A 16,560-nucleotide genomic window follows, 5' to 3' on the forward strand; every position below is an offset into this window, starting at 1 on the left:
GTCAGGCCTTCCTGTGCAGACCGGGGTTGCCGGCCGGGGTGCTGAAGCGGGCGACGGTCTGGGCGGGGGCGTTCGCGTCGGCCTCGATCCACGGCACGACCTTGAAGTCCGACACCAGCTCGTCCGGGGTGAGCCTGCACCGCACGTAGCCGCGGCGGCCGTCGTAGAGCTTGACGTACGGGTGCTGCAGCCAGTCCTCGGTGTAGTTGTCGGTCGGTGCGCCGTCACCGTCGGAGGCGACCGAGGCGCAGATCAGCTCGACGCCGACGGTGCTCGATCCCGGATCGGCGAAGTCGGCCTTGAGCTCTGCGGCGACGTGCTTGTGGATGTCGCCGGTGAGCACCACCGGGTTGCTGGTGCGCCGCATGGCCTCGATGAGGCGCCGCCGCGCCGCCGGGTAGCCGTCCCACTGGTCGACGCGATCTTCGGTGATCGCCGCGACCGTGACGCCGTTGGCCAGGAAGTTCCACGCCGCCGGGGAACCTGCCATCCCGTCGTAGAGCCACTCCTCCTGCTCGCGGCCCAGCATCGTGCGCGCTTCGGCGTGCTGTTCGGCGGTGTCGGCGGGGACCGGGTCGCGGTACTGGCGGGTGTCCAGGACGTTGAACCGCGCCAGCGATCCGACGTCGAAGCGCCGGTGCACCCGGCTGTCCGGGCCTTCCGGCAGCGCGCTCAGCGACAGCGGCAGGTGCTCGTAGAAGGCGCGGTAGGCGACCGCGCGGCGGTGCCGGAAGTGCGCCGGGGAGATGCCGTGCTCCGACTGGTCGGCGTTGTAGTTGTTCTGCACCTCGTGGTCGTCCCAGGTCACCAGCCACGGCGCTGCGGCGTGCGAGGCCTGCAGGTGCGGATCGGTCTTGAACAGCGCGTAGCGCAGCCGGTACTGCTCCAGCGTCTCGATCTCGACCCGGTGCTCCGGGCCCAGTTCGGGCGCCCCGCGCCGCAGCAGGTTGCCGGAGGTGATCCCGTACTCGTAGATGTAGTCACCGAGGAACAGCACCGCGTCCAGGCCCTCGCCCGCCATGTGCCGGTGCGCCGAGAAGTGGCCGTGGTACCAGGCCTGGCAGGAGGCCGTCGCGAAGTTGAACGAGTCCACCCGGGCGCCGGGCGCGGGCAGCGTCCGGGTGCGGCCGGTGGGGCTGAGCTGGTTGCCGGCGCGGAAGCGGTAGAAGTACTCGCGGCCGGGCCGCAGCCCGCCGACCTCCGGGTGCACGGCGTGCGCGAGCTCCGGTGAGGCGATCACCGTGCCGCGCCGGGCGATCCGCGCGAACCGCTCGTCCTCGGCGACCTCGTACTGCACCGGCACCTGCCGCAGCGGCATGCCGCCGTGGCCGTCGGCGGCCAGCGGTTGCGGGGCCAGCCGGGTCCAGAGCACGACCGCGTCGGGCCGGGGATCGCCCGAGGCCACGCCGAGGCTGAAGGTGCCGTCGGGCAGCGGCCGGGCGGGCGTGGCGCCGGCCGCCCCGGGCGCGGAGATGCCCAGGGCCACCGCCGCCGAGGTCACCCCGGCGAGTTGCAGGAACGTGCGCCGGTCCGTCGTGGTCATGGTGCTCCGATCAGGGGTGTGGCAACGCGCGCCAGCTTGATCGACCGGAGCGGCCGGCAGGTGAAGGGCAGGTGGACCGGACCGGTACGACCGGCGACCGGTTGATCGAGTTGCGCCGCCGACTAGGCCGCCGGTGAGGTCACCCGACGCCGGCCGGGAGTCGGCTCGACCGGGCGAGGTGGCCGGCGAGTTCGAGGTTGAGGCGCGTTTGCTCCGCGGTGCGGCGGCCGTGGCCGCAGGCTGCGCCGACACCGGCCACGGGCTGGCCGAGCGCGGCTTCGGTGTGGCGCAGCGCTCGGGCGGACAGCTCCGGGTTTCCCTCGTCCACGCAGCCCGCGATCACCTCGACACCGCGCGCGAGATCGCGCAGCGGCACGTAGGCCGCGGCCGACGCGGGCGGCGGCTGGTCGCCGTGGGCCATCGGGATGTGCACGGCGGGCACCGGGTGCCCGACCGTTCGCAGCCGCGCCGCCAGCGCGTTGATCACCTGCACCGCCGGGCGCAGCCCGGAAGGCTGGAACAGCGCGCGGTGGCAGAGATCCCCGTAGCACAGGTGCAGCGTCCAGCGCGCCGATCGCGGTGCGGCGGTGATGATCCTGGCCAGCTGGTGCGCGAGCAGCCGCGCCGTGGCCGGGCGGGCGGCGGGCGGCACCCGGTGCAGCGCGCACAGGGCCGCCGGCGACTCCAGCTGGAAGGTCACTTCGGTGCGGTGGCGCTGCGCGATGCGGACCACCTCGGAGATGACCATCTGCTCGAAAACCGCGTGCACGCGCGGCAACTGCGCCATGCCCACGGTGAAGATGGCGAGGTCCAAAGAGGACGGGACGCTGATCTGGACGGGCAGGTCGGCACCGATTTCGCGTCGCGCGGCGACGGCGGCGACGGCCTCGCGCGGTCGGCCCAGCGCGATGTCGTCGACGGTCAGCCGGTGCCCGGCGCGAACCCGGTAGAGCGGCATCTCGGCGTAGCAGCTGCCGTCGCCGGGCTTGGCGACCTCCAGTCCCGGGACCCGGGCGCGCGAGAGCAGGTAGTCGACGATCCAGTTCGGGTCCAGGTCGCAGGGCAGCGCGCTGAGCTCGGCGGATCCTGCGTGGTCGAGCACCCAGCGCATCCCCGAGGCGACGTCGGGGGCGAGGCTGCGCGGCAGCGAACCGGCCAGGTGCACGCGGCGCCGGGGTTCGGAAGAGGGGAACGGGGATGCCATGAGGTCTCCGGGAAGCGGCTGGGCCTGACGGGGTCGGCACGGGATGGACATCGCGCGTCACTCAGGTCGGATCGCGACCGGCGGTGATGATCGTGTGCGCCCAACTCTGGCAGATCCCGCGCAGGGGTGCAGGTTTTCGCTTCCCGGGACCGGGGCGTTGCGCCCGTTCGACTGACGGCGGCGGGCGTCAGGCGTGGCTTCGGTGGAAGATCAGCCGGTAGATCAGCAGCAGGATGAGCGAGCCGACGATCGCCCACACGAAGCTCATCAGGTTGAAGCCGCTGACCCCGGTGCCGGAGACCTGCGACCCGATCCAACCGCCGAGGAACCCGCCGACGATGCCGATCAGGATGGTCACGATGATGCCGCCGGGATCGCGCCCGGGGAGGATGAACTTGGCGATCGCACCGGCGATCAGGCCGAACACGATCCAGCTGAGGATCCCCATGGTGGTACTCCCTTCTGGCTTCAGCGTTGCTCCGTTGACTACCCGCCGTTCCCCCGTCGCATGCCCCGGACGGGCACCTCGGTTGCGAATGGGATGCGGGGGTGCTGCTGTTGCGGGTGAGGCAGGGCCCGCACCGGCAGGTCCACAGCGGACGGTTCACGCCATCGGTACGTCTGCGCCGCGTTCGGCGTGGATACCCGTGGGGAGCGAGGTCCGAGCACCGAGGGGGGACGGGAATGGACACGAGGAGCCCGGCGGCCAGCGGCCTGGTCGACTACATCCGGTCCGTGGCGGATGCGCTGGGGGACGACGTGACGGAAGTGGACGTCGACTTCGACGACGGGCTGGCGACCGCGATCATCCTGGTGCGCTCGCACGTGCCGACGCTGCTGGAGTTCCCGCTGCTGCTGACCTGGGACGAGGTCAGCGGCTGGGCGCTGCGGGTGGAGACCGACGGCACCGGTGACACCACCGCGCTGGAGTTCCTGGGCGGCGACATCCTGCCGCACCCGCAGGTGGTGCGGGAGTTCCTCGGCGACGCGGTCTGCGGCCGCAGCCCGGGCCTGGTGCTGCCCCCTGCGTTCCGCACGCCGAACGCAGGCGACGAGCTGGAGCACCGGCTCGCGCAGTTCCGCGCCTGAGAGCGCTGTCGGCGAGGCTGTCCGCGCGCGGGTGGGCGGCGGCAGCCGCTTCGGGTTCAGGTTCCGGGCGGGGGCGGCCTCCCGCCGTGCTGTGGCATGCAGGAGCGGCCCTGGGGAAGTGCTCGGGTTCGGCCGGGCGAGCGGCACGCGCAACCGCCACGGTTCAGAGGTGCTGCCCGTTCGTGCTGGGGCCTGGCGGCACGTGCGAGTCGGCTGCCAGCGACCGCACGACGGTGTTGGCCGTCGCCACCAGCGGGACGGCCAGCACCGCCCCGCCGACCCCGGCGATGGTGAAGCCCGAGGCGACGCTGAGCACCACCGCCAGCGGGTGCAGCCGCACGGCGTGCCCGAGCAGCAGCGGCTGCAGCACGTGGCCTTCCAGCTGCATCACGCACACCACCACGGCCAGCAGGATCAGCGCCGTGACGAACCCGTTGGCGGCCAGTGCGACCAGCACCGCCAGCCCACCGGTCACCACCGCGCCGACGTAGGGCACGAAGGCGCCCAGGAAGATCAGCACGGCCAGCACGAACGGCAGCGGCACGCCGAGCACGACGGCTCCGATGCCGATCAGCGCCGCGTCGGTGAACGCCACCGCCGCCGTCGCCCGGACGTAGGCCACGAGCGTCGCGAAGCCGCGTCGCCCGGCCGCGTGCACCCGGTCGCGCACGGAACGCGGCAGCGTCGCGCGGACCGCGAACGACCAGATCCGGCCGCCGTCGCGGAGGAAGAAGAACAGGGTGAACAGCCCGAGCAGCATCCCGGCCAGGAACCGCAGCAGAGTGCCGGTGGTGGCCAGCGCGGTCGTGGGCAGCCCGCCCCGGTCGATCCGCAGCGCCTGCGTGAGCTGGTGGAACACCTCGTTGAGCTGCTGTTGGTTCAGGCTCAGCGGGCCGCGGATCAGCCAGCCGCGGATCTGCTCGACGCTGGTGGCCAGCTGTTCGGTCAGCCCGGTCAGCCCGGCCACCAGCGTGTTGATCACCACCGCCAGCACCGCGCTGAGCGCGCAGAGCCCGCCGACCAGCACGAGCCCGGCGGCCAGCGTGCGGTGGACTCCCTTGCGCACCAGCCAGTTCACCGCCGGCGCCATCAGCGCGGTGAGCAGCGCGGCCACCGCGACCGACATGACCTCGCCGTAGAGCGCGTCGAACACCCGCCACGCCACCCACAGCACGGCGACCAGCACGAGCAGGCGCCACCCGACCGCGGCCGCGACGCGCAGACCGCGGGGAACGCCGTCCGCACCGGATTCACCCACAGCTGGTGGTTGGCCCGTCGCGCTGATCGCCAAACGCGCGGCCCGTCCGTCCACTGTGGCCCGGTCGTCAGCTCCGCTGGAAGTGCCAGATCATCATCGCCGGCATGCCCTCGCTGGCCGCGCGCGTCGCCTCCGGCACCATCCCGGCCAGCGACCACGGCCAGAAGTCCCACGGGCCCGGTTCCGCCGGCGGCGGGCCGGGCGGGACGGGCTGGTCGGGCAGGCCGGGTTCGTCGTAGCCGCGCAGCTGCAGCCCCAGCGGCAGCGCGGTGCGCAGGTAGTCGCCGATCTCGTGGCGGTGGCTGACCAGCCGCCCCGGCCTGCCCTCCGCATCGCGCACCGGCGGGACCGAGCCGAACATCACCCGGCCCGGGTGCATGTCCGAGATCACCAGGTGGCCGCCGGGGCGCAGCACCCGGGCGAACTCGGCGAACACCGGCTCCAGCGACGGGACGTGCGTCAACGCCAGCGCGCAGACGACCAGATCCGCCGCTGCACCGCCGACCGGCAGCCCGGTGAGCTCGCCGACGGAGAACTCGCCCGCGGGAACCCGCTCGCGCGCCCGCGCGAGCATCTCCGGTGAGCTGTCCACGCCGATCACCCGGTGGCCGCGCCCGGCCAGGATCTCGGCGAACCGGCCGGTCCCGCACGCTGCGTCAACCGCGACACCGGTGGGCAGCTCGTCGAGGATCGCGCCGACCGCGGGCTCGTCGAAGTCGAACGCCGAGTTGCGCCCGTCGTCGTAGGTTCGCGACCAGGTCCGGTAGCCGGTCACCGAGTCCACCCGCTCGACGTCCACCGCCGCGTCCGCCAGCGAATCGTCGTCGAGCAATCGCCGGATCTCGGCGATCCGCTCGGCCACGAACTCCCTGTCGTGCTCCCCGGTGAAGCTGCGCAGCAGCGCCACTCCCTCGAGCCCCAGCAGGTACGCCAAGGGGTGCTCGTAGATCATGGCCGGACACTAGCGACCGCGGCTCCGGGCGGGCCACCGAATTTCCACCGGTGTCCGGTCGGTCGCGATTGGACCTTGCCCGACCACCCGGGTGGCTTGCGACGATGGAGCCGTGACGACATCCATTCGCCGCCCCTTCGCCCAGGTCGACGTGTTCGGAACGGGTGTGTGCAGCGGTAATGCGCTCGCCGTGGTGCTGGACGCCGAAGGCCTCAGCGACGGGGCGATGCAGCGGTTCGCGCGGTGGACCAACCTCTCCGAGACGACGTTCCTGCTGCCGCCGACGCGCCCGGAGGCCGACTACCGGGTGCGGATCTTCACCGGATCGGGCGAGCTGCCCTTCGCCGGGCACCCCACGCTCGGCAGCTGCCACGCCTGGCTGTCCCAGCAGTCGAACCCGGTCGGCCCGCGGATCGTCCAGGAGTGCGCGGCCGGGCTCGTCGAGCTGCGCGCGGAGGGCGGGCAGTACGCCTTCGCCGCACCGCCGCTGATCCGCCAGGGCCCGGTCGACGAGCAGCTGCGCGAGCAGCTCGCGCGCGGACTCGGACTCGCGCCGGAGCAGCTGCGCGATGCCCAGTGGGTCGACAACGGCCCGGGCTGGGTGGCGGTCCTGCTCGGCAGCGCGGACGAGGTGCTGCGGGTGCCCACCCCGCCCGCGACGCTCCCGCCGCTGGGCGTGGTGGGCCCCTGCCCGCCGGGCGCAGCGCACCAGTTCGAGGTGCGCGGGTTCTTCCCCGGCGGTGGCCAGATGTTCGAGGACCCGGTCACGGGCAGCCTCAACGCGGGCATCGCGCAGTGGCTCATCGACACCGGCCGCGCGCCCGCGCACTACGTCGCGAGGCAGGGCACGGTGGTGGGAGCCGACGGACGCGTGTCGATCGACCGCGACGAGGACGGCGCCACCTGGGTCGGCGGCGCGGCGGTCACCTGCATCCGGGGCGAGGTCGAGATCTGAAACACCCGCCGAGTGGTTCGGGTGACCGCCTGGCCGGGGGATCCGGCCAGGACGGCTCCGCCCACATCAGCCGCGGGTCAGCTCGTCGATCTCGGCGGCGGCCGCGGGCCAGCCGTCCCGGAGCTCGGCGCGAGCACCCAGGGCGAATCCCTCGAACCGGAACGGCGGGGCGAGGGTGAGGCCGATCAGCGACCACGCGCCGTCCGGCCGCGAGCCCTGCCAAGCGCCGGCCGGGACGACGGTCTGAAGTACCTGACCGGCTTCGAGGTCCGGGCCGAGGACCACCCGGCGGATGCTGCCGCCCGGCTCCAGCACCAGCATCCGCACCGGTGCTCCGCCCTGCCAGTGGTAGACCTCCGGGGTGTCCAGCCGGTGCAGGGCGGAGAAGCCGGGCGCGATCATCAGGTAGATCGCCGAGGACATGTTGTCGTCGGCGTACATCCGGCGCACGTGCCCGCCTTCGCCCTCCAGCGGCTCCAGGCCGAGCTGCTCGATCAGGGCGCGGCCGACCGCCGGGTCGTCCCCGCCGGGCAGGCCGGTGCGCCCACCCGGGGTTCGTGGTGCGGTGCTGCTCATGGGTTCCCTCCCGCTCACCATGTCGGGCGGATCGAGGCGCCGCCGTCGACGACCAGTTCCTGCCCGGTCACCCAGCTGCTGCCCGGACCGCAGAGGAACAGGCAGGCGTCCGCGACGTCGGTGGGCCTGCCGAGTCTGGCGATGGGGTTGCCGGTCTCCCAGGCCGTCACGCCCTCCGGCCAGTCCGAGCGGATTCCCGGCCGTTCCACCAGGCCGGGGGAGACCAGGTTGACGCGGACCCCGTCGCGCGCGAACTCCAGCGCCGCCGAGCGCACCAGCATGCCGACGGCCGCCTTGGAGACCGCGTAGTGCGCCGAGCCGGGCTTGGGCTGGTTGCCGACGATCGAGCCGATGGCGACCACCGCGCCGCCGCCGTCCTGCCCGGCCATCGCGCGGCGGGCCGCTTGCAGCACCAGGAACGTGGCGTCCACATTGGATTCCTGCACCGCGCGGAAGTCGGCCAGCGACATCTCGGCCAGCGGCTGCACCGGCTGGATCCCGGCGTTGAGCACCGCGGCGTCCAAGCGCCCGAAAGCGTCGAGAGCGGCCTGCACGACGTGCTCGGCGTCTTCGGGGGAGCGGAGGTCGGCTTGGGCGGCGACGGCGTTGCCACCGGCCGATTCGATGGCGCCGACGACCTCGGCCGCACCCGCCGCGTCCCGGTGGTACTGGACCACCACCTCGGCGCCGGCCTGCGCGAACCGGCGCGCGATCCCGCTGCCGATGCCGCCGCTCGCGCCGGTCACCAGCGCGACATTGCCCGCGAGGCCGTCCTGGTCCATGCCCGCCATCCCTTCACCGCCGGATCGTCCGCTCCCAGGGTGCCCCACCGCTGTTCGGCGCCGCGCGGCCGGGTTCCGCCCGCGCGTAGGGTGAAGGCATGATCGACTTGTGGGATCCGGCCGCACCGGGGGTGCTCCAGCTCCCGTCCGGTCGTTCGGTTCGCGGGCGCGCCCTGCGCAAGCCGCTGCCCGCTGGGCCGCAGCCGGACTTCGCGGTGTACCTGCTCGGCAAGCGACCGCCGGAGGTGGCGTGGGAGAGCCGGTGGCTGCGGTGGCCGGACTTCCGCCTGCCCGCCGACCGCGACCACGCCCGTCAGGTGCTCCGCGAGGCGTGGGAGCGGGCCGAGCACGAGCGGGTGGAGCTCGCCTGCGGCGGCGGCCGGGGCCGGACCGGCACCGCGCTGGCGTGCCTGGCGGTCATCGACGGAGTCCCGGCCGCGGAGGCGGTCGCCTACGTCCGCGCCCACTACGACCGCCACGCGGTCGAAACCCCTTGGCAGAAGCGCTACGCGGCCAAGTACGCGCCCTGAGTCGATCGGCCCGGCGGCAGCCGCCCGGGGTCTTCTTCGGAGGCCGCCGCGGCTGCCGCCGGCCTGCACCAGAACACCCCGCGACCGCTGGTGTCCACTGAGGACGGCAGCGGTCGCCTGTCGGAAGGAGCCCGCTGTGGGCCGCAAGATCATCCTCGACGTCGACACCGGCACCGATGACGCGGTGGCGATCATGTTCGCCGCGCTGCACCCCGAACTCGACCTGCTCGGCATCACCACGGTCAACGGCAACGTCGCGCTGGCGAACACCACGGACAACACGCTGCGCGTGCTGGACTGGATCGGCCGCCCGGACATACCCGTGCACCCCGGTGTACCGCACCCGATCGCCCGGTTCGGCTTCCCGGGCGGCAAGCACTTCGAGCAGGGCGACGAGAACGACCCGCACGGCACCGAGCTGCCGATCCCGGCACCGAGCACCGCCGCGCGGGACACCGGGGCGATCGAGTACCTGGTGGAGACCCTGCGCGCGACCACCGAGCAGATCACCCTGGTGGCCGTCGGGCCGCTGAGCAACATCGCCACCGCACTCGCCGTCGACCCCTCGGTGGCCGGTGCGGTCGACGAGCTGGTCGTGATGGGCGGCGGCCACGCCGTCACCAACGTCTCCGCGTCCGCCGAGTTCAACATCTGGGCCGACCCGGAAGCGGCGAGCGTGGTGTTCTCCGCCGGCTTCGCCCGCCGCACCCTCGTGACGCTCGACGCGACCCACCGCGCGCTGATCCCGCAGCGGACCTGCGAGGCGCTCGACGCACTGGGAACCCCGGCCGGGACGGCCGCGGCGCGGTTCATCACGCGCCGGATCGGCGCCTACGAGCACACCGCGGTCGGCGCGGCACCGGTGCACGACGTGGTCTGCACCGCCTACCTCGTCGCCCCCGAGGTGATCTCCACGCGGCACCTGCCCGTCGCGGTGGAGACCGCGAGCCCGCTCACCGTGGGCCGGACCGTCATCGACACGCGCCCCGACACCGAGCTGGAGCCCAACGCGCACATCGCGCTCGACGCGAACGCGGACCTGGTCAACGAGCTCCTGCTGAGCACCTTCGCCCGCGACGTCACTTCCTGATCTCTCGCGGGTTTCCCCGAACAGGGCGTGGGGGACCGCTCTTCCGGTGATGGGGCGGACGCGCGGCGGTGCCGCTTGCCATAGTCGCGAGAGGCGCCGCAGCGCCGTTCCCCACGACCGGTTCGGGAGGGCCCACCATGTCCGCGTTCGACCACACCGTGTCCGACTACCAGCCGGCGCACGCGTACTGGCTGGCCAGAGCTGCCAAACTCGCCTACTCCGACGAAGCGGCGATCCGCGACACCGTGCGGGAGTGGGGTTTCGACCGGTGCGAGTACTTCCAGGCCGAACTCGACTCGTCCTTCCCGATCGAGGACACCCAGGCCTACGCCGCCGGTAGCGACCGGATGATCGTCGTGGCCTTCCGCGGCACCGAACCGGAGAAGATCAAGAACTGGCTGTCCGACGCCAACGCGCTGGTCACCCCGGGCCCGGCGGGCAAGGGGCTGGTCCACGAGGGGTTCAGCCGGGCGCTCGACGCGGTCTACCCGCGGGTGCGCGATGCGGTGCAGCGGCTCCGGGACGCCGAGCAGACCCTGTGGTTCACCGGGCACAGCCTCGGCGGGGCGCTGGCCATGCTCGCCTCGGCCCGGATGTACTTCGAAGGCCCGCAGCTGCTGCCGGACGGCGTGTACACCTTCGGCCAGCCGCGCACCTGCGACCGGTTCCTGGCCGGGCCCTACGACGATGCGTTCCCCTCCAGGGTGTTCCGGTTCGTCAACAACAACGACCTGGTCGCGCAGCTGCCGCCCGAACCGTTCCACCACGTGGCCGCCATCCGCTACTTCGGCGCCGACGGGAAGCTGCGCGAGCAGATGACCGTCGCGTCCGGGCTGGCCGACCGCTTCAAGGGGTTCAGCGGCGACGCGTTCGCACCCGCCTCCGACGGCGTGCGGGACCACCAGATGGACCGCTACGTCGAGCTGCTGGAGAAGAGCCTCGTCTGACGAAGCCCGTCCGGCGAACTCGTTCTGAGCGGCCGGAACCAGGCGCCCGGCTCGGTGCTCGGGCCATACTCGTCCGCGGGGCCGCACCGGCGGTTCCGCGGACGAACCGTCGAACGGAGCAGGCATGGAGTTCCGCCATCTCGGCCGCAGCGGCCTGGTGATCAGCGAGATCGCGTACGGGAACTGGATCACGCACGGTTCCCAGGTGGAGGAGGAGGCCGCGGTCGCGTGCATCCGCGCGGCGCTGGAGGCGGGCATCACCACGTTCGACACGGCCGACGTCTACGCGGAGGGACGTGCCGAGGAGGTGCTCGGCCGGGCGCTGCGGGGTGAACGCCGGGCCGGGCTGGAGATCTTCACCAAGGTCTACTTCCCCGTCGGTCCGGGCCGCAACGACCGCGGGCTCTCCCGCAAGCACATCGCGGAGTCGATCGACGGCTCCCTGCGCCGCCTGCGGACCGACTACGTCGACCTCTACCAGGCGCACCGCTACGACCCGGAGACGCCGCTGGAGGAGACGATGGAGGCCTTCGCCGACGTGGTCCGGGCGGGCAAGGCGCTCTACATCGGGGTTTCGGAGTGGACCGCCGAGCAGATCCGCGCCGCGCACCGGCTCGCCCGCGAACTGCGGATCCCGCTGGTGTCCAACCAGCCGCAGTACTCCATGCTGTGGCGGATCATCGAGGACGAGGTGGTGCCCACCGGCGCGGAACTCGGGATCGGGCAGATCGTGTGGTCGCCGATCGCGCAGGGCGTGCTCACCGGGAAGTACCTGCCGGGATCACCGCCGCCCGCGGGCAGCAGGGCCACCGATGAGAACGGGGCGAACTTCGTCGGCCGCTGGTTGCGCGACGACGTCCTGACGCGCGTGGCGAAGCTTCGGCCGCTGGCCGAGCAGGCCAGGCTCTCGCAGGCCCAGCTGGCGGTGGCGTGGGTGTTGCAGAACCCCGCCGTCTCCGCGGCCATCATGGGCGCTTCCCGCCCGGAGCAGGTCACCGAGAACACCGGGGCCGCCGGGGTGCGGCTCGACGCCGACCTGCTGGCGGCCGTCGACGAGGTGCTGGACCCGGTCGTCATCCGGGATCCGGCGCTGACCAAGGCCAACGCGCCGAAGGCCCGGACGTAGCCCGGACGTAGCGCGGAGGTGCCGCGGGAGGTCGCCGCGGCACCTCCCGGCTCAGCCCTGCCGGGCCTTCCAGCGCGGGTTCCGCTTGTTGACCACGTAGAGCTTGCCCCGGCGGCGGACCACCTGGGAGCCCTCCTTGTTCTTCAGGGACTTGATCGATGCTCGGACCTTCACGTTCGTTCCTTCCCGGGCCCGGTGGCGGTGGGCCCGTCCCGAGCATAGTCGGAAACGATAATCATTCTCAATTAGGCTCGGTGCTGCCGGGAGATCAGATGCGGCTGGGCGTGAGCCTGCGGGCCACGTGGCGGGCGTCGCGGCCGCAGCCGTGCATGGTGCCGGACAGGATGCTCCGCTGGTGCTCCAGCCCGACGAAGGTCAGGCCCGGGTGGGTGCGGGAGATCCCGTGGCGCTGCCGCGGCCTGCCCGCCTCGTCCAGGACGCCCAGCGGGCGCAGGTAGTCCAGCGCCGGGCGGTAGCCGGTGGCCAGGATGACCGCGTCGACGTGCTCGGCCGTTCCGTCGGACCAGCGCAGCGAGGTGCCCTCCGCGGCGACGAACATGTCCCGGCGGTCGGGCTTGCCCGCGTCGATCGCGGCCTTGTAGCCGGCGATGTCGACCACCGGGATCGCGCCGTGGCCGAGCAGCGGGCCGAGCGGGAGGTGAGCCGCGGCCGAGAGCACCGACCAGAAGCGGGAATCGCCGGGGATCGGCTGGTTCGTCGCGTACTGGATCGGTTTGCGGGTGGCCAGCGTGACCTCGGCGTGCTCGGCCAGCTCCACCGCGATCTGCACCGCGGAGTTGCCCGCGCCCACCACGACGACCCGTTGACCGGCGAAGGGCTCCGGCGAGCGGTAGTCGGCGGAGTGGTGGACCACGCCGGTGTAGCCGTCGAGCGCGGGCAGTTCCGGCCGGTGCGGGTTGGAGAAGACGCCGGTGGCCGCGACGACCGCGGTGCCGGTGAGCTCGGCTCCGTGCTCGGTGCGCACGAGGAACCCCGCCGGGGCGGAGGTCACCGACGTGACCCGGTGGCCGGTGCGGATCTCGCAGTCCAGGCTCTCGGCGCGGTCGCGCAGGTAGTCGGCGATCTCCGCGCCGGTCGGATACCGGTTCGGATCTCCGGGCAGCGGCGGCCCGGGCAGTGCGTTGAACCAGGCCGGGGTGAACAGCGTGAGGCTGTCGTAGTAGTGCGGCCAGGAACCGGTCGCCGCCGGGCCGGATTCCAGGACGAGAGGTCGTGCTCCGCGTTCGAGCAAGGCCTGTGCGGCGGCGATCCCGGACTGCCCGCCGCCGATCACGATCACTCTTGACATGGCCCGGAATCCTGGACAAGGAGAACTATTCGGGCAACCGGTTTTCCGCCCGCAGCACCGCGGCTTCAAGAGGCGCGCGGGTGCTCCGCGGCCGCAACCGCGGAGCACCCGCGCGCCTACTTCAGCCCTTGACGCAGATGACCTGCTTGAGGTGCGTGACGACCTCGACGAGGTCGGTCTGCGCCGCGATCACCGACTCGATGTCCTTGTAGGCGGCCGGGATCTCGTCGACGACACCGCCGTCCTTGCGGCACTCGACTCCCTCGGTCTGCGCCGCCAGGTCCGCCTCGGTGAAGGTCTTGCGCGCCTTCGTCCGCGACATCCGGCGGCCCGCGCCGTGCGAGGCCGACTCGAAGGAACCGGTGTTGCCCAGGCCGCGTACGATGTAGGAGCCGGTGCCCATGCTGCCCGGGATGATGCCCATGTCACCTGACCCGGCGCGGATCGCGCCCTTGCGCGTCACCAGCACCTCGACCCCGTCGTGGACCTCCTCCGCCACGTAGTTGTGGTGGCAGGAAATCGGCGTGTCGAAGCGGGTGCCGGGGACGGTGTCGGCCAGCGCCAGCTGGACCAGGGACAGCATCGTCGCGCGGTTGCGCGCCGCGTAGTCCTGCGCCCAGAACAGGTCCCGCCGGTAGGCCTGCATCTCCGGGGTGCCCGCCACGAACACCGCCAGGTCGGGATCCGGCAGGTCGGCGTTGTGCGGGAGCTTGCGGGCGATGTCGATGTGCCGCTTGGCCAGCTCGTTGCCGATGCCCCGGGAACCGGAGTGCAGCATCAGCCACACGCGGCCGGCATCGGGGCCGCCCTGCTCCAGGCAGACCTCGATGAAGTGGTTGCCGCCGCCGAGGGTGCCCACCTGCGCCCGCGCCCGGTCCTGCAGGTTCTGCACGCCCGGGTGCAGATCGCGGAATCCGGCCCAGAACTGCTGCCAGCCGCCGGTGCCCGGCACGCGAGCCGGGTTGACCGGCGTGCGGTGCATGGCGAAGCCGACCGGCACGGCCGACTCGATCCGCCGCCGCAGGACGCCCAGGTCGTCCGGCAGGTCGGTGGCGGTCAGCGAGGTGCGGACCGCGCTCATGCCGCAGCCGATGTCGACGCCCACCGCGGCGGGCGAAACCGCCTCGCGCATGGCGATGACGCTGCCGACCGTGGCACCCTTGCCGTAGTGCACGTCGGGCATCACGGCCAGCCCGTGCACCCACGGCAGGTTCGCGACGTTGTGCAGTTGGCGCATCGCGGCGTCCTCAACGGACTGCGGATCCGCCCACATCCGGATCGGCACCCTGGCGCCGTCGACTGCCGTGTGCATGGTCGTCCTTCCTCTGGTGTACGCGACCCGTCGATGATCGCCCCATTCCCGTTGCGATGCCACCGAATTAAATCGGCGGCATCGCAACGAGCCCGGCCGGGCCCGCGAGAGTCCGGTGTGGACGAACGCGGCGGAACCCGGATCAGGCGGCGCGCGGCTCGTCCACCAGTTCGTCGACGACGACCAGCCGCGGGTCGGCGAACGGCTCCAGCGCCTTCGGGTCGACGCCCGCCCTGACCAGCGCCGCGAGCGTGACGGGCAGCCTGGCGCGATCGTTGCCGTCGGCGATCTTCGCGGCGATCGCGGTCCCGTCGGGCAGCGCGGCGATCTGCACCGCCTCGAAGCCGTCCTTGGCGATCAGCCCCGGCACGGCCCGCATCAGCGCGGTGGCGTCGCGCCGCGTCCCGGCGACCATTTCCGGGTGCGCCCGGATCGCTTGGGCGACAACGCTTTCCGGCGTCCCGGCCGCTGCGCGGGCGATCCGCCCGGCCGCGGTGGCGAGGCCGCGCAGCGAGACGGCGAACAGCGGCGCGCCGCAGCCGTCGGCTGCCACGTGGGCGATCTGCTGCCCGGTGAGCTCCTCGACGGTGGCGGCGATCTCGCGCTGGAGCGGGTGCTCGGGGTCCAGGTAGCCCTCGGTCGGCCAGCCGTTCTCCCGCGCGGTCCACAGCATCGACGCGTGCTTTCCCGAGCAGTTGTGCGCCAACTTGCGCGCCGGTTCGCCTGCCGCGATCCAGCGGTCCCGCTCGACCGGGTCGAACGGGAGGTCGGCGGGGTTGCCGAGGTCGTCCTCGGTGGATCCGCTCGCGGCGAGCACGCGCTGCGCCCCGTCGAGGTGGAAGTGCTCGCCGGAGTGGCTGGCGGCGGTCAGCGCCAGCAGGTCCGGCGGCAGCGACAGGCCGAGCCGCGTCATGGCCACCGCCTGCATCGGCTTGGCCGCCGAGCGCGGGTAGCAGGCGGTGTCGGCGTCACCGGCCTGGAACAGCACCGAGCCGTCCGGCGCGAGCACGACGACCGAGCCGTGGTGCACGCTTTCGACCAGGCCGTCGCGCAGGACGTGCACCAGCGGTGCGTGCGCGGGCGCGCCGGTCGGGGGAGCGGGGTGCATTCGTGGACCTCCTCGTGGGGGTGCGGGTCAGCGGGGGCGGCCGACGATGTCGCTGAGGGCGTGCTCGACGTTGGTCAGGTGGTGGGCCATCGCCTCGGTCGCGGCGCTGCGCCGGCCGGCCGCGATGGCCTCGACGAGCCTGCGGTGCTCGGCGTCGGACTCCGCGCGGCGGTCGCCGCGCTGGTTCAGGAAGGCGGACTGCCTGGCCAGGGCGTCCCGGATCTCCTCGATGACCTTGCCGAACACCGGGTTGCCGGAGGCCTGGGCGACGGTGATGTGGAACAGCGAGTCCAGCGCCACCCACGCGGTGTCGTCGGTCTCGCGGGCCATCCGCTCCAGCAGGTCGGTGAGCAGGCCCAGGTCGTCGGCGGTGTGCCGCAGGGCGGCGTAACCGGCGGCCGGGATCTCGACGTGGCGGCGCACTTCCAGCAGATCGCGCGCCGAGTAGGAGCCGAACCTCGGATCGTCGACCGGCTGGGCGGCCAGGACGAAGGTGCCCTTGCCGGTCCGCGACTCGGTGAGCCCGAGGGCCTGCAGGCCGCGCAGCGCTTCGCGCACCACCGACCGGCTCACCGCGAACTCCTTGCCGAGCGCGGCTTCGGAGGGCAGCTTGGCGCCGACCGGGTGCTCGCCGCGCTCGATGGCACCGCGGAGGTGGGCCAGCACGGCTTCCATCGCGCTGACCCGCTGGATCCCGGAACCGGCTGTCCGGCTGTCAGACAGGTTCACGACAGGAATCGTGAATCGGGCACGTTCCGTTGTCAATTCCCGGACCCGAC

General features: G+C 72.7%; 18 protein-coding genes. 6 read left to right on the forward strand and 12 right to left on the reverse strand.

The window, feature by feature from the left end:
* Position 1: 1 nt before the first annotated feature.
* From C4T78_RS08240 to C4T78_RS08250, 3 genes are all read right to left on the reverse strand, one after another.
* Positions 2–1,543 carry an alkaline phosphatase D family protein gene (locus tag C4T78_RS08240; protein WP_093358157.1) on the reverse strand — a complete coding sequence of 514 codons (1,542 nt, stop codon included), beginning with the start codon at positions 1,541–1,543 and terminating at the stop codon, positions 2–4.
* A gap of 139 nt (positions 1,544–1,682) precedes the next feature.
* The gene (locus tag C4T78_RS08245; RefSeq protein ID WP_093358156.1) at positions 1,683–2,747 is read right to left on the reverse strand and encodes a hypothetical protein; all 1,065 of its coding nucleotides are present in this window, start codon (positions 2,745–2,747) and stop codon (positions 1,683–1,685) included.
* Positions 2,748–2,934: 187 nt separating this feature from the next.
* Positions 2,935–3,195 carry a GlsB/YeaQ/YmgE family stress response membrane protein gene (locus C4T78_RS08250; protein ID WP_093358155.1) on the reverse strand — a complete coding sequence of 87 codons (261 nt, stop codon included), beginning with the start codon at positions 3,193–3,195 and terminating at the stop codon, positions 2,935–2,937.
* A 236-nt stretch (positions 3,196–3,431) separates the two neighbouring features.
* On the opposite strand from C4T78_RS08250, the gene C4T78_RS08255 reads away from it, so the two are divergent.
* Positions 3,432–3,836 carry a DUF6292 family protein gene (locus C4T78_RS08255; RefSeq protein WP_093146892.1) on the forward strand — a complete coding sequence of 135 codons (405 nt, stop codon included), beginning with the start codon at positions 3,432–3,434 and terminating at the stop codon, positions 3,834–3,836.
* A 163-nt stretch (positions 3,837–3,999) separates the two neighbouring features.
* Here C4T78_RS08255 and C4T78_RS08260 read toward each other — a convergent pair whose 3' ends face one another.
* Both C4T78_RS08260 and C4T78_RS08265 read right to left on the reverse strand, forming a co-directional pair.
* Entirely contained in the window at positions 4,000–5,094 is a 1,095-nt protein-coding gene (locus tag C4T78_RS08260; RefSeq protein WP_235863876.1) for an AI-2E family transporter, read from the reverse strand.
* A 67-nt stretch (positions 5,095–5,161) separates the two neighbouring features.
* Complete coding sequence (locus C4T78_RS08265) at positions 5,162–6,046, reverse strand: class I SAM-dependent methyltransferase (protein WP_093358153.1); 885 nt, start codon at positions 6,044–6,046, stop codon at positions 5,162–5,164.
* Between the two features lie 112 nt (positions 6,047–6,158).
* On the opposite strand from C4T78_RS08265, the gene C4T78_RS08270 reads away from it, so the two are divergent.
* Complete coding sequence (locus tag C4T78_RS08270; RefSeq protein WP_235863875.1) at positions 6,159–7,001, forward strand: PhzF family phenazine biosynthesis protein; 843 nt, start codon at positions 6,159–6,161, stop codon at positions 6,999–7,001.
* Between the two features lie 66 nt (positions 7,002–7,067).
* Here the strand turns inward: C4T78_RS08270 and C4T78_RS08275 are convergent, their stop codons facing one another.
* Both C4T78_RS08275 and C4T78_RS08280 read right to left on the reverse strand, forming a co-directional pair.
* Complete coding sequence (locus tag C4T78_RS08275; RefSeq protein ID WP_177247810.1) at positions 7,068–7,577, reverse strand: cupin domain-containing protein; 510 nt, start codon at positions 7,575–7,577, stop codon at positions 7,068–7,070.
* Positions 7,578–7,591: 14 nt separating this feature from the next.
* Positions 7,592–8,368: an SDR family NAD(P)-dependent oxidoreductase gene (locus C4T78_RS08280; protein WP_235863874.1), complete on the reverse strand. Its 777-nt coding sequence runs from the start codon at positions 8,366–8,368 to the stop codon at positions 7,592–7,594.
* Between the two features lie 89 nt (positions 8,369–8,457).
* On the opposite strand from C4T78_RS08280, the gene C4T78_RS08285 reads away from it, so the two are divergent.
* The 4 genes from C4T78_RS08285 (at position 8,458) to C4T78_RS08300 (ending at position 12,052) form a co-directional block, all read left to right on the forward strand.
* Entirely contained in the window at positions 8,458–8,889 is a 432-nt protein-coding gene (locus C4T78_RS08285; RefSeq protein ID WP_093358151.1) for a protein-tyrosine phosphatase family protein, read from the forward strand.
* A gap of 136 nt (positions 8,890–9,025) precedes the next feature.
* A complete protein-coding gene (locus C4T78_RS08290; RefSeq protein ID WP_093358150.1) occupies positions 9,026–9,979 on the forward strand; it encodes a nucleoside hydrolase in 954 nt (317 codons plus the stop codon).
* Positions 9,980–10,116: 137 nt separating this feature from the next.
* Positions 10,117–10,926, forward strand: coding sequence for a lipase family protein (locus tag C4T78_RS08295; RefSeq protein WP_093358149.1), 810 nt, complete (start codon positions 10,117–10,119; stop codon positions 10,924–10,926).
* A gap of 124 nt (positions 10,927–11,050) precedes the next feature.
* A complete protein-coding gene (locus C4T78_RS08300; protein ID WP_093358148.1) occupies positions 11,051–12,052 on the forward strand; it encodes an aldo/keto reductase family protein in 1,002 nt (333 codons plus the stop codon).
* A 51-nt stretch (positions 12,053–12,103) separates the two neighbouring features.
* Here the strand turns inward: C4T78_RS08300 and ykgO are convergent, their stop codons facing one another.
* From ykgO to C4T78_RS08325, 5 genes are all read right to left on the reverse strand, one after another.
* Entirely contained in the window at positions 12,104–12,226 is a 123-nt protein-coding gene (gene ykgO, locus C4T78_RS08305; protein WP_093146885.1) for a type B 50S ribosomal protein L36, read from the reverse strand.
* 94 nt (positions 12,227–12,320) lie between these two features.
* A complete protein-coding gene (locus tag C4T78_RS08310) occupies positions 12,321–13,361 on the reverse strand; it encodes a flavin-containing monooxygenase (RefSeq protein WP_093358147.1) in 1,041 nt (346 codons plus the stop codon).
* Positions 13,362–13,482: 121 nt separating this feature from the next.
* Positions 13,483–14,673: an RtcB family protein gene (locus tag C4T78_RS08315; protein WP_093358146.1), complete on the reverse strand. Its 1,191-nt coding sequence runs from the start codon at positions 14,671–14,673 to the stop codon at positions 13,483–13,485.
* Positions 14,674–14,815: 142 nt separating this feature from the next.
* Positions 14,816–15,781 (reverse strand): asparaginase, encoded by a 966-nt coding sequence (locus C4T78_RS08320; protein ID WP_093358145.1) that lies wholly within the window; start codon positions 15,779–15,781, stop codon positions 14,816–14,818.
* A 27-nt stretch (positions 15,782–15,808) separates the two neighbouring features.
* On the reverse strand, positions 15,809–16,456 hold the full coding sequence (locus C4T78_RS08325) for a FadR/GntR family transcriptional regulator (RefSeq protein WP_093147696.1): 648 nt from the start codon (positions 16,454–16,456) through the stop codon (positions 15,809–15,811).
* Positions 16,457–16,560 lie beyond the last annotated feature (104 nt).

The organism is Saccharopolyspora kobensis (assembly GCF_900108315.1).
Taxonomy (GTDB): domain Bacteria; phylum Actinomycetota; class Actinomycetes; order Mycobacteriales; family Pseudonocardiaceae; genus Saccharopolyspora; species Saccharopolyspora kobensis.

What these genes read in the sequence shown, in the direction of transcription:
- C4T78_RS08240 (WP_093358157.1), bottom strand. Translation starts at nt 1,543, where the DNA reads ATGACCACGACGGACCGGCGCACGTTCCTGCAACTCGCCGGGGTGACC.
- C4T78_RS08245 (WP_093358156.1), bottom strand. Translation starts at nt 2,747, where the DNA reads ATGGCATCCCCGTTCCCCTCTTCCGAACCCCGGCGCCGCGTGCACCTG.
- C4T78_RS08250 (WP_093358155.1), bottom strand. Translation starts at nt 3,195, where the DNA reads ATGGGGATCCTCAGCTGGATCGTGTTCGGCCTGATCGCCGGTGCGATC.
- C4T78_RS08255 (WP_093146892.1), top strand. Translation starts at nt 3,432, where the DNA reads ATGGACACGAGGAGCCCGGCGGCCAGCGGCCTGGTCGACTACATCCGG.
- C4T78_RS08265 (WP_093358153.1), bottom strand. Translation starts at nt 6,046, where the DNA reads ATGATCTACGAGCACCCCTTGGCGTACCTGCTGGGGCTCGAGGGAGTG.
- C4T78_RS08275 (WP_177247810.1), bottom strand. Translation starts at nt 7,577, where the DNA reads ATGAGCAGCACCGCACCACGAACCCCGGGTGGGCGCACCGGCCTGCCC.
- C4T78_RS08280 (WP_235863874.1), bottom strand. Translation starts at nt 8,368, where the DNA reads ATGGCGGGCATGGACCAGGACGGCCTCGCGGGCAATGTCGCGCTGGTG.
- C4T78_RS08285 (WP_093358151.1), top strand. Translation starts at nt 8,458, where the DNA reads ATGATCGACTTGTGGGATCCGGCCGCACCGGGGGTGCTCCAGCTCCCG.
- C4T78_RS08295 (WP_093358149.1), top strand. Translation starts at nt 10,117, where the DNA reads ATGTCCGCGTTCGACCACACCGTGTCCGACTACCAGCCGGCGCACGCG.
- C4T78_RS08300 (WP_093358148.1), top strand. Translation starts at nt 11,051, where the DNA reads ATGGAGTTCCGCCATCTCGGCCGCAGCGGCCTGGTGATCAGCGAGATC.
- C4T78_RS08310 (WP_093358147.1), bottom strand. Translation starts at nt 13,361, where the DNA reads ATGTCAAGAGTGATCGTGATCGGCGGCGGGCAGTCCGGGATCGCCGCC.
- C4T78_RS08315 (WP_093358146.1), bottom strand. Translation starts at nt 14,673, where the DNA reads ATGCACACGGCAGTCGACGGCGCCAGGGTGCCGATCCGGATGTGGGCG.
- C4T78_RS08320 (WP_093358145.1), bottom strand. Translation starts at nt 15,781, where the DNA reads ATGCACCCCGCTCCCCCGACCGGCGCGCCCGCGCACGCACCGCTGGTG.
- C4T78_RS08325 (WP_093147696.1), bottom strand. Translation starts at nt 16,456, where the DNA reads ATGGAAGCCGTGCTGGCCCACCTCCGCGGTGCCATCGAGCGCGGCGAG.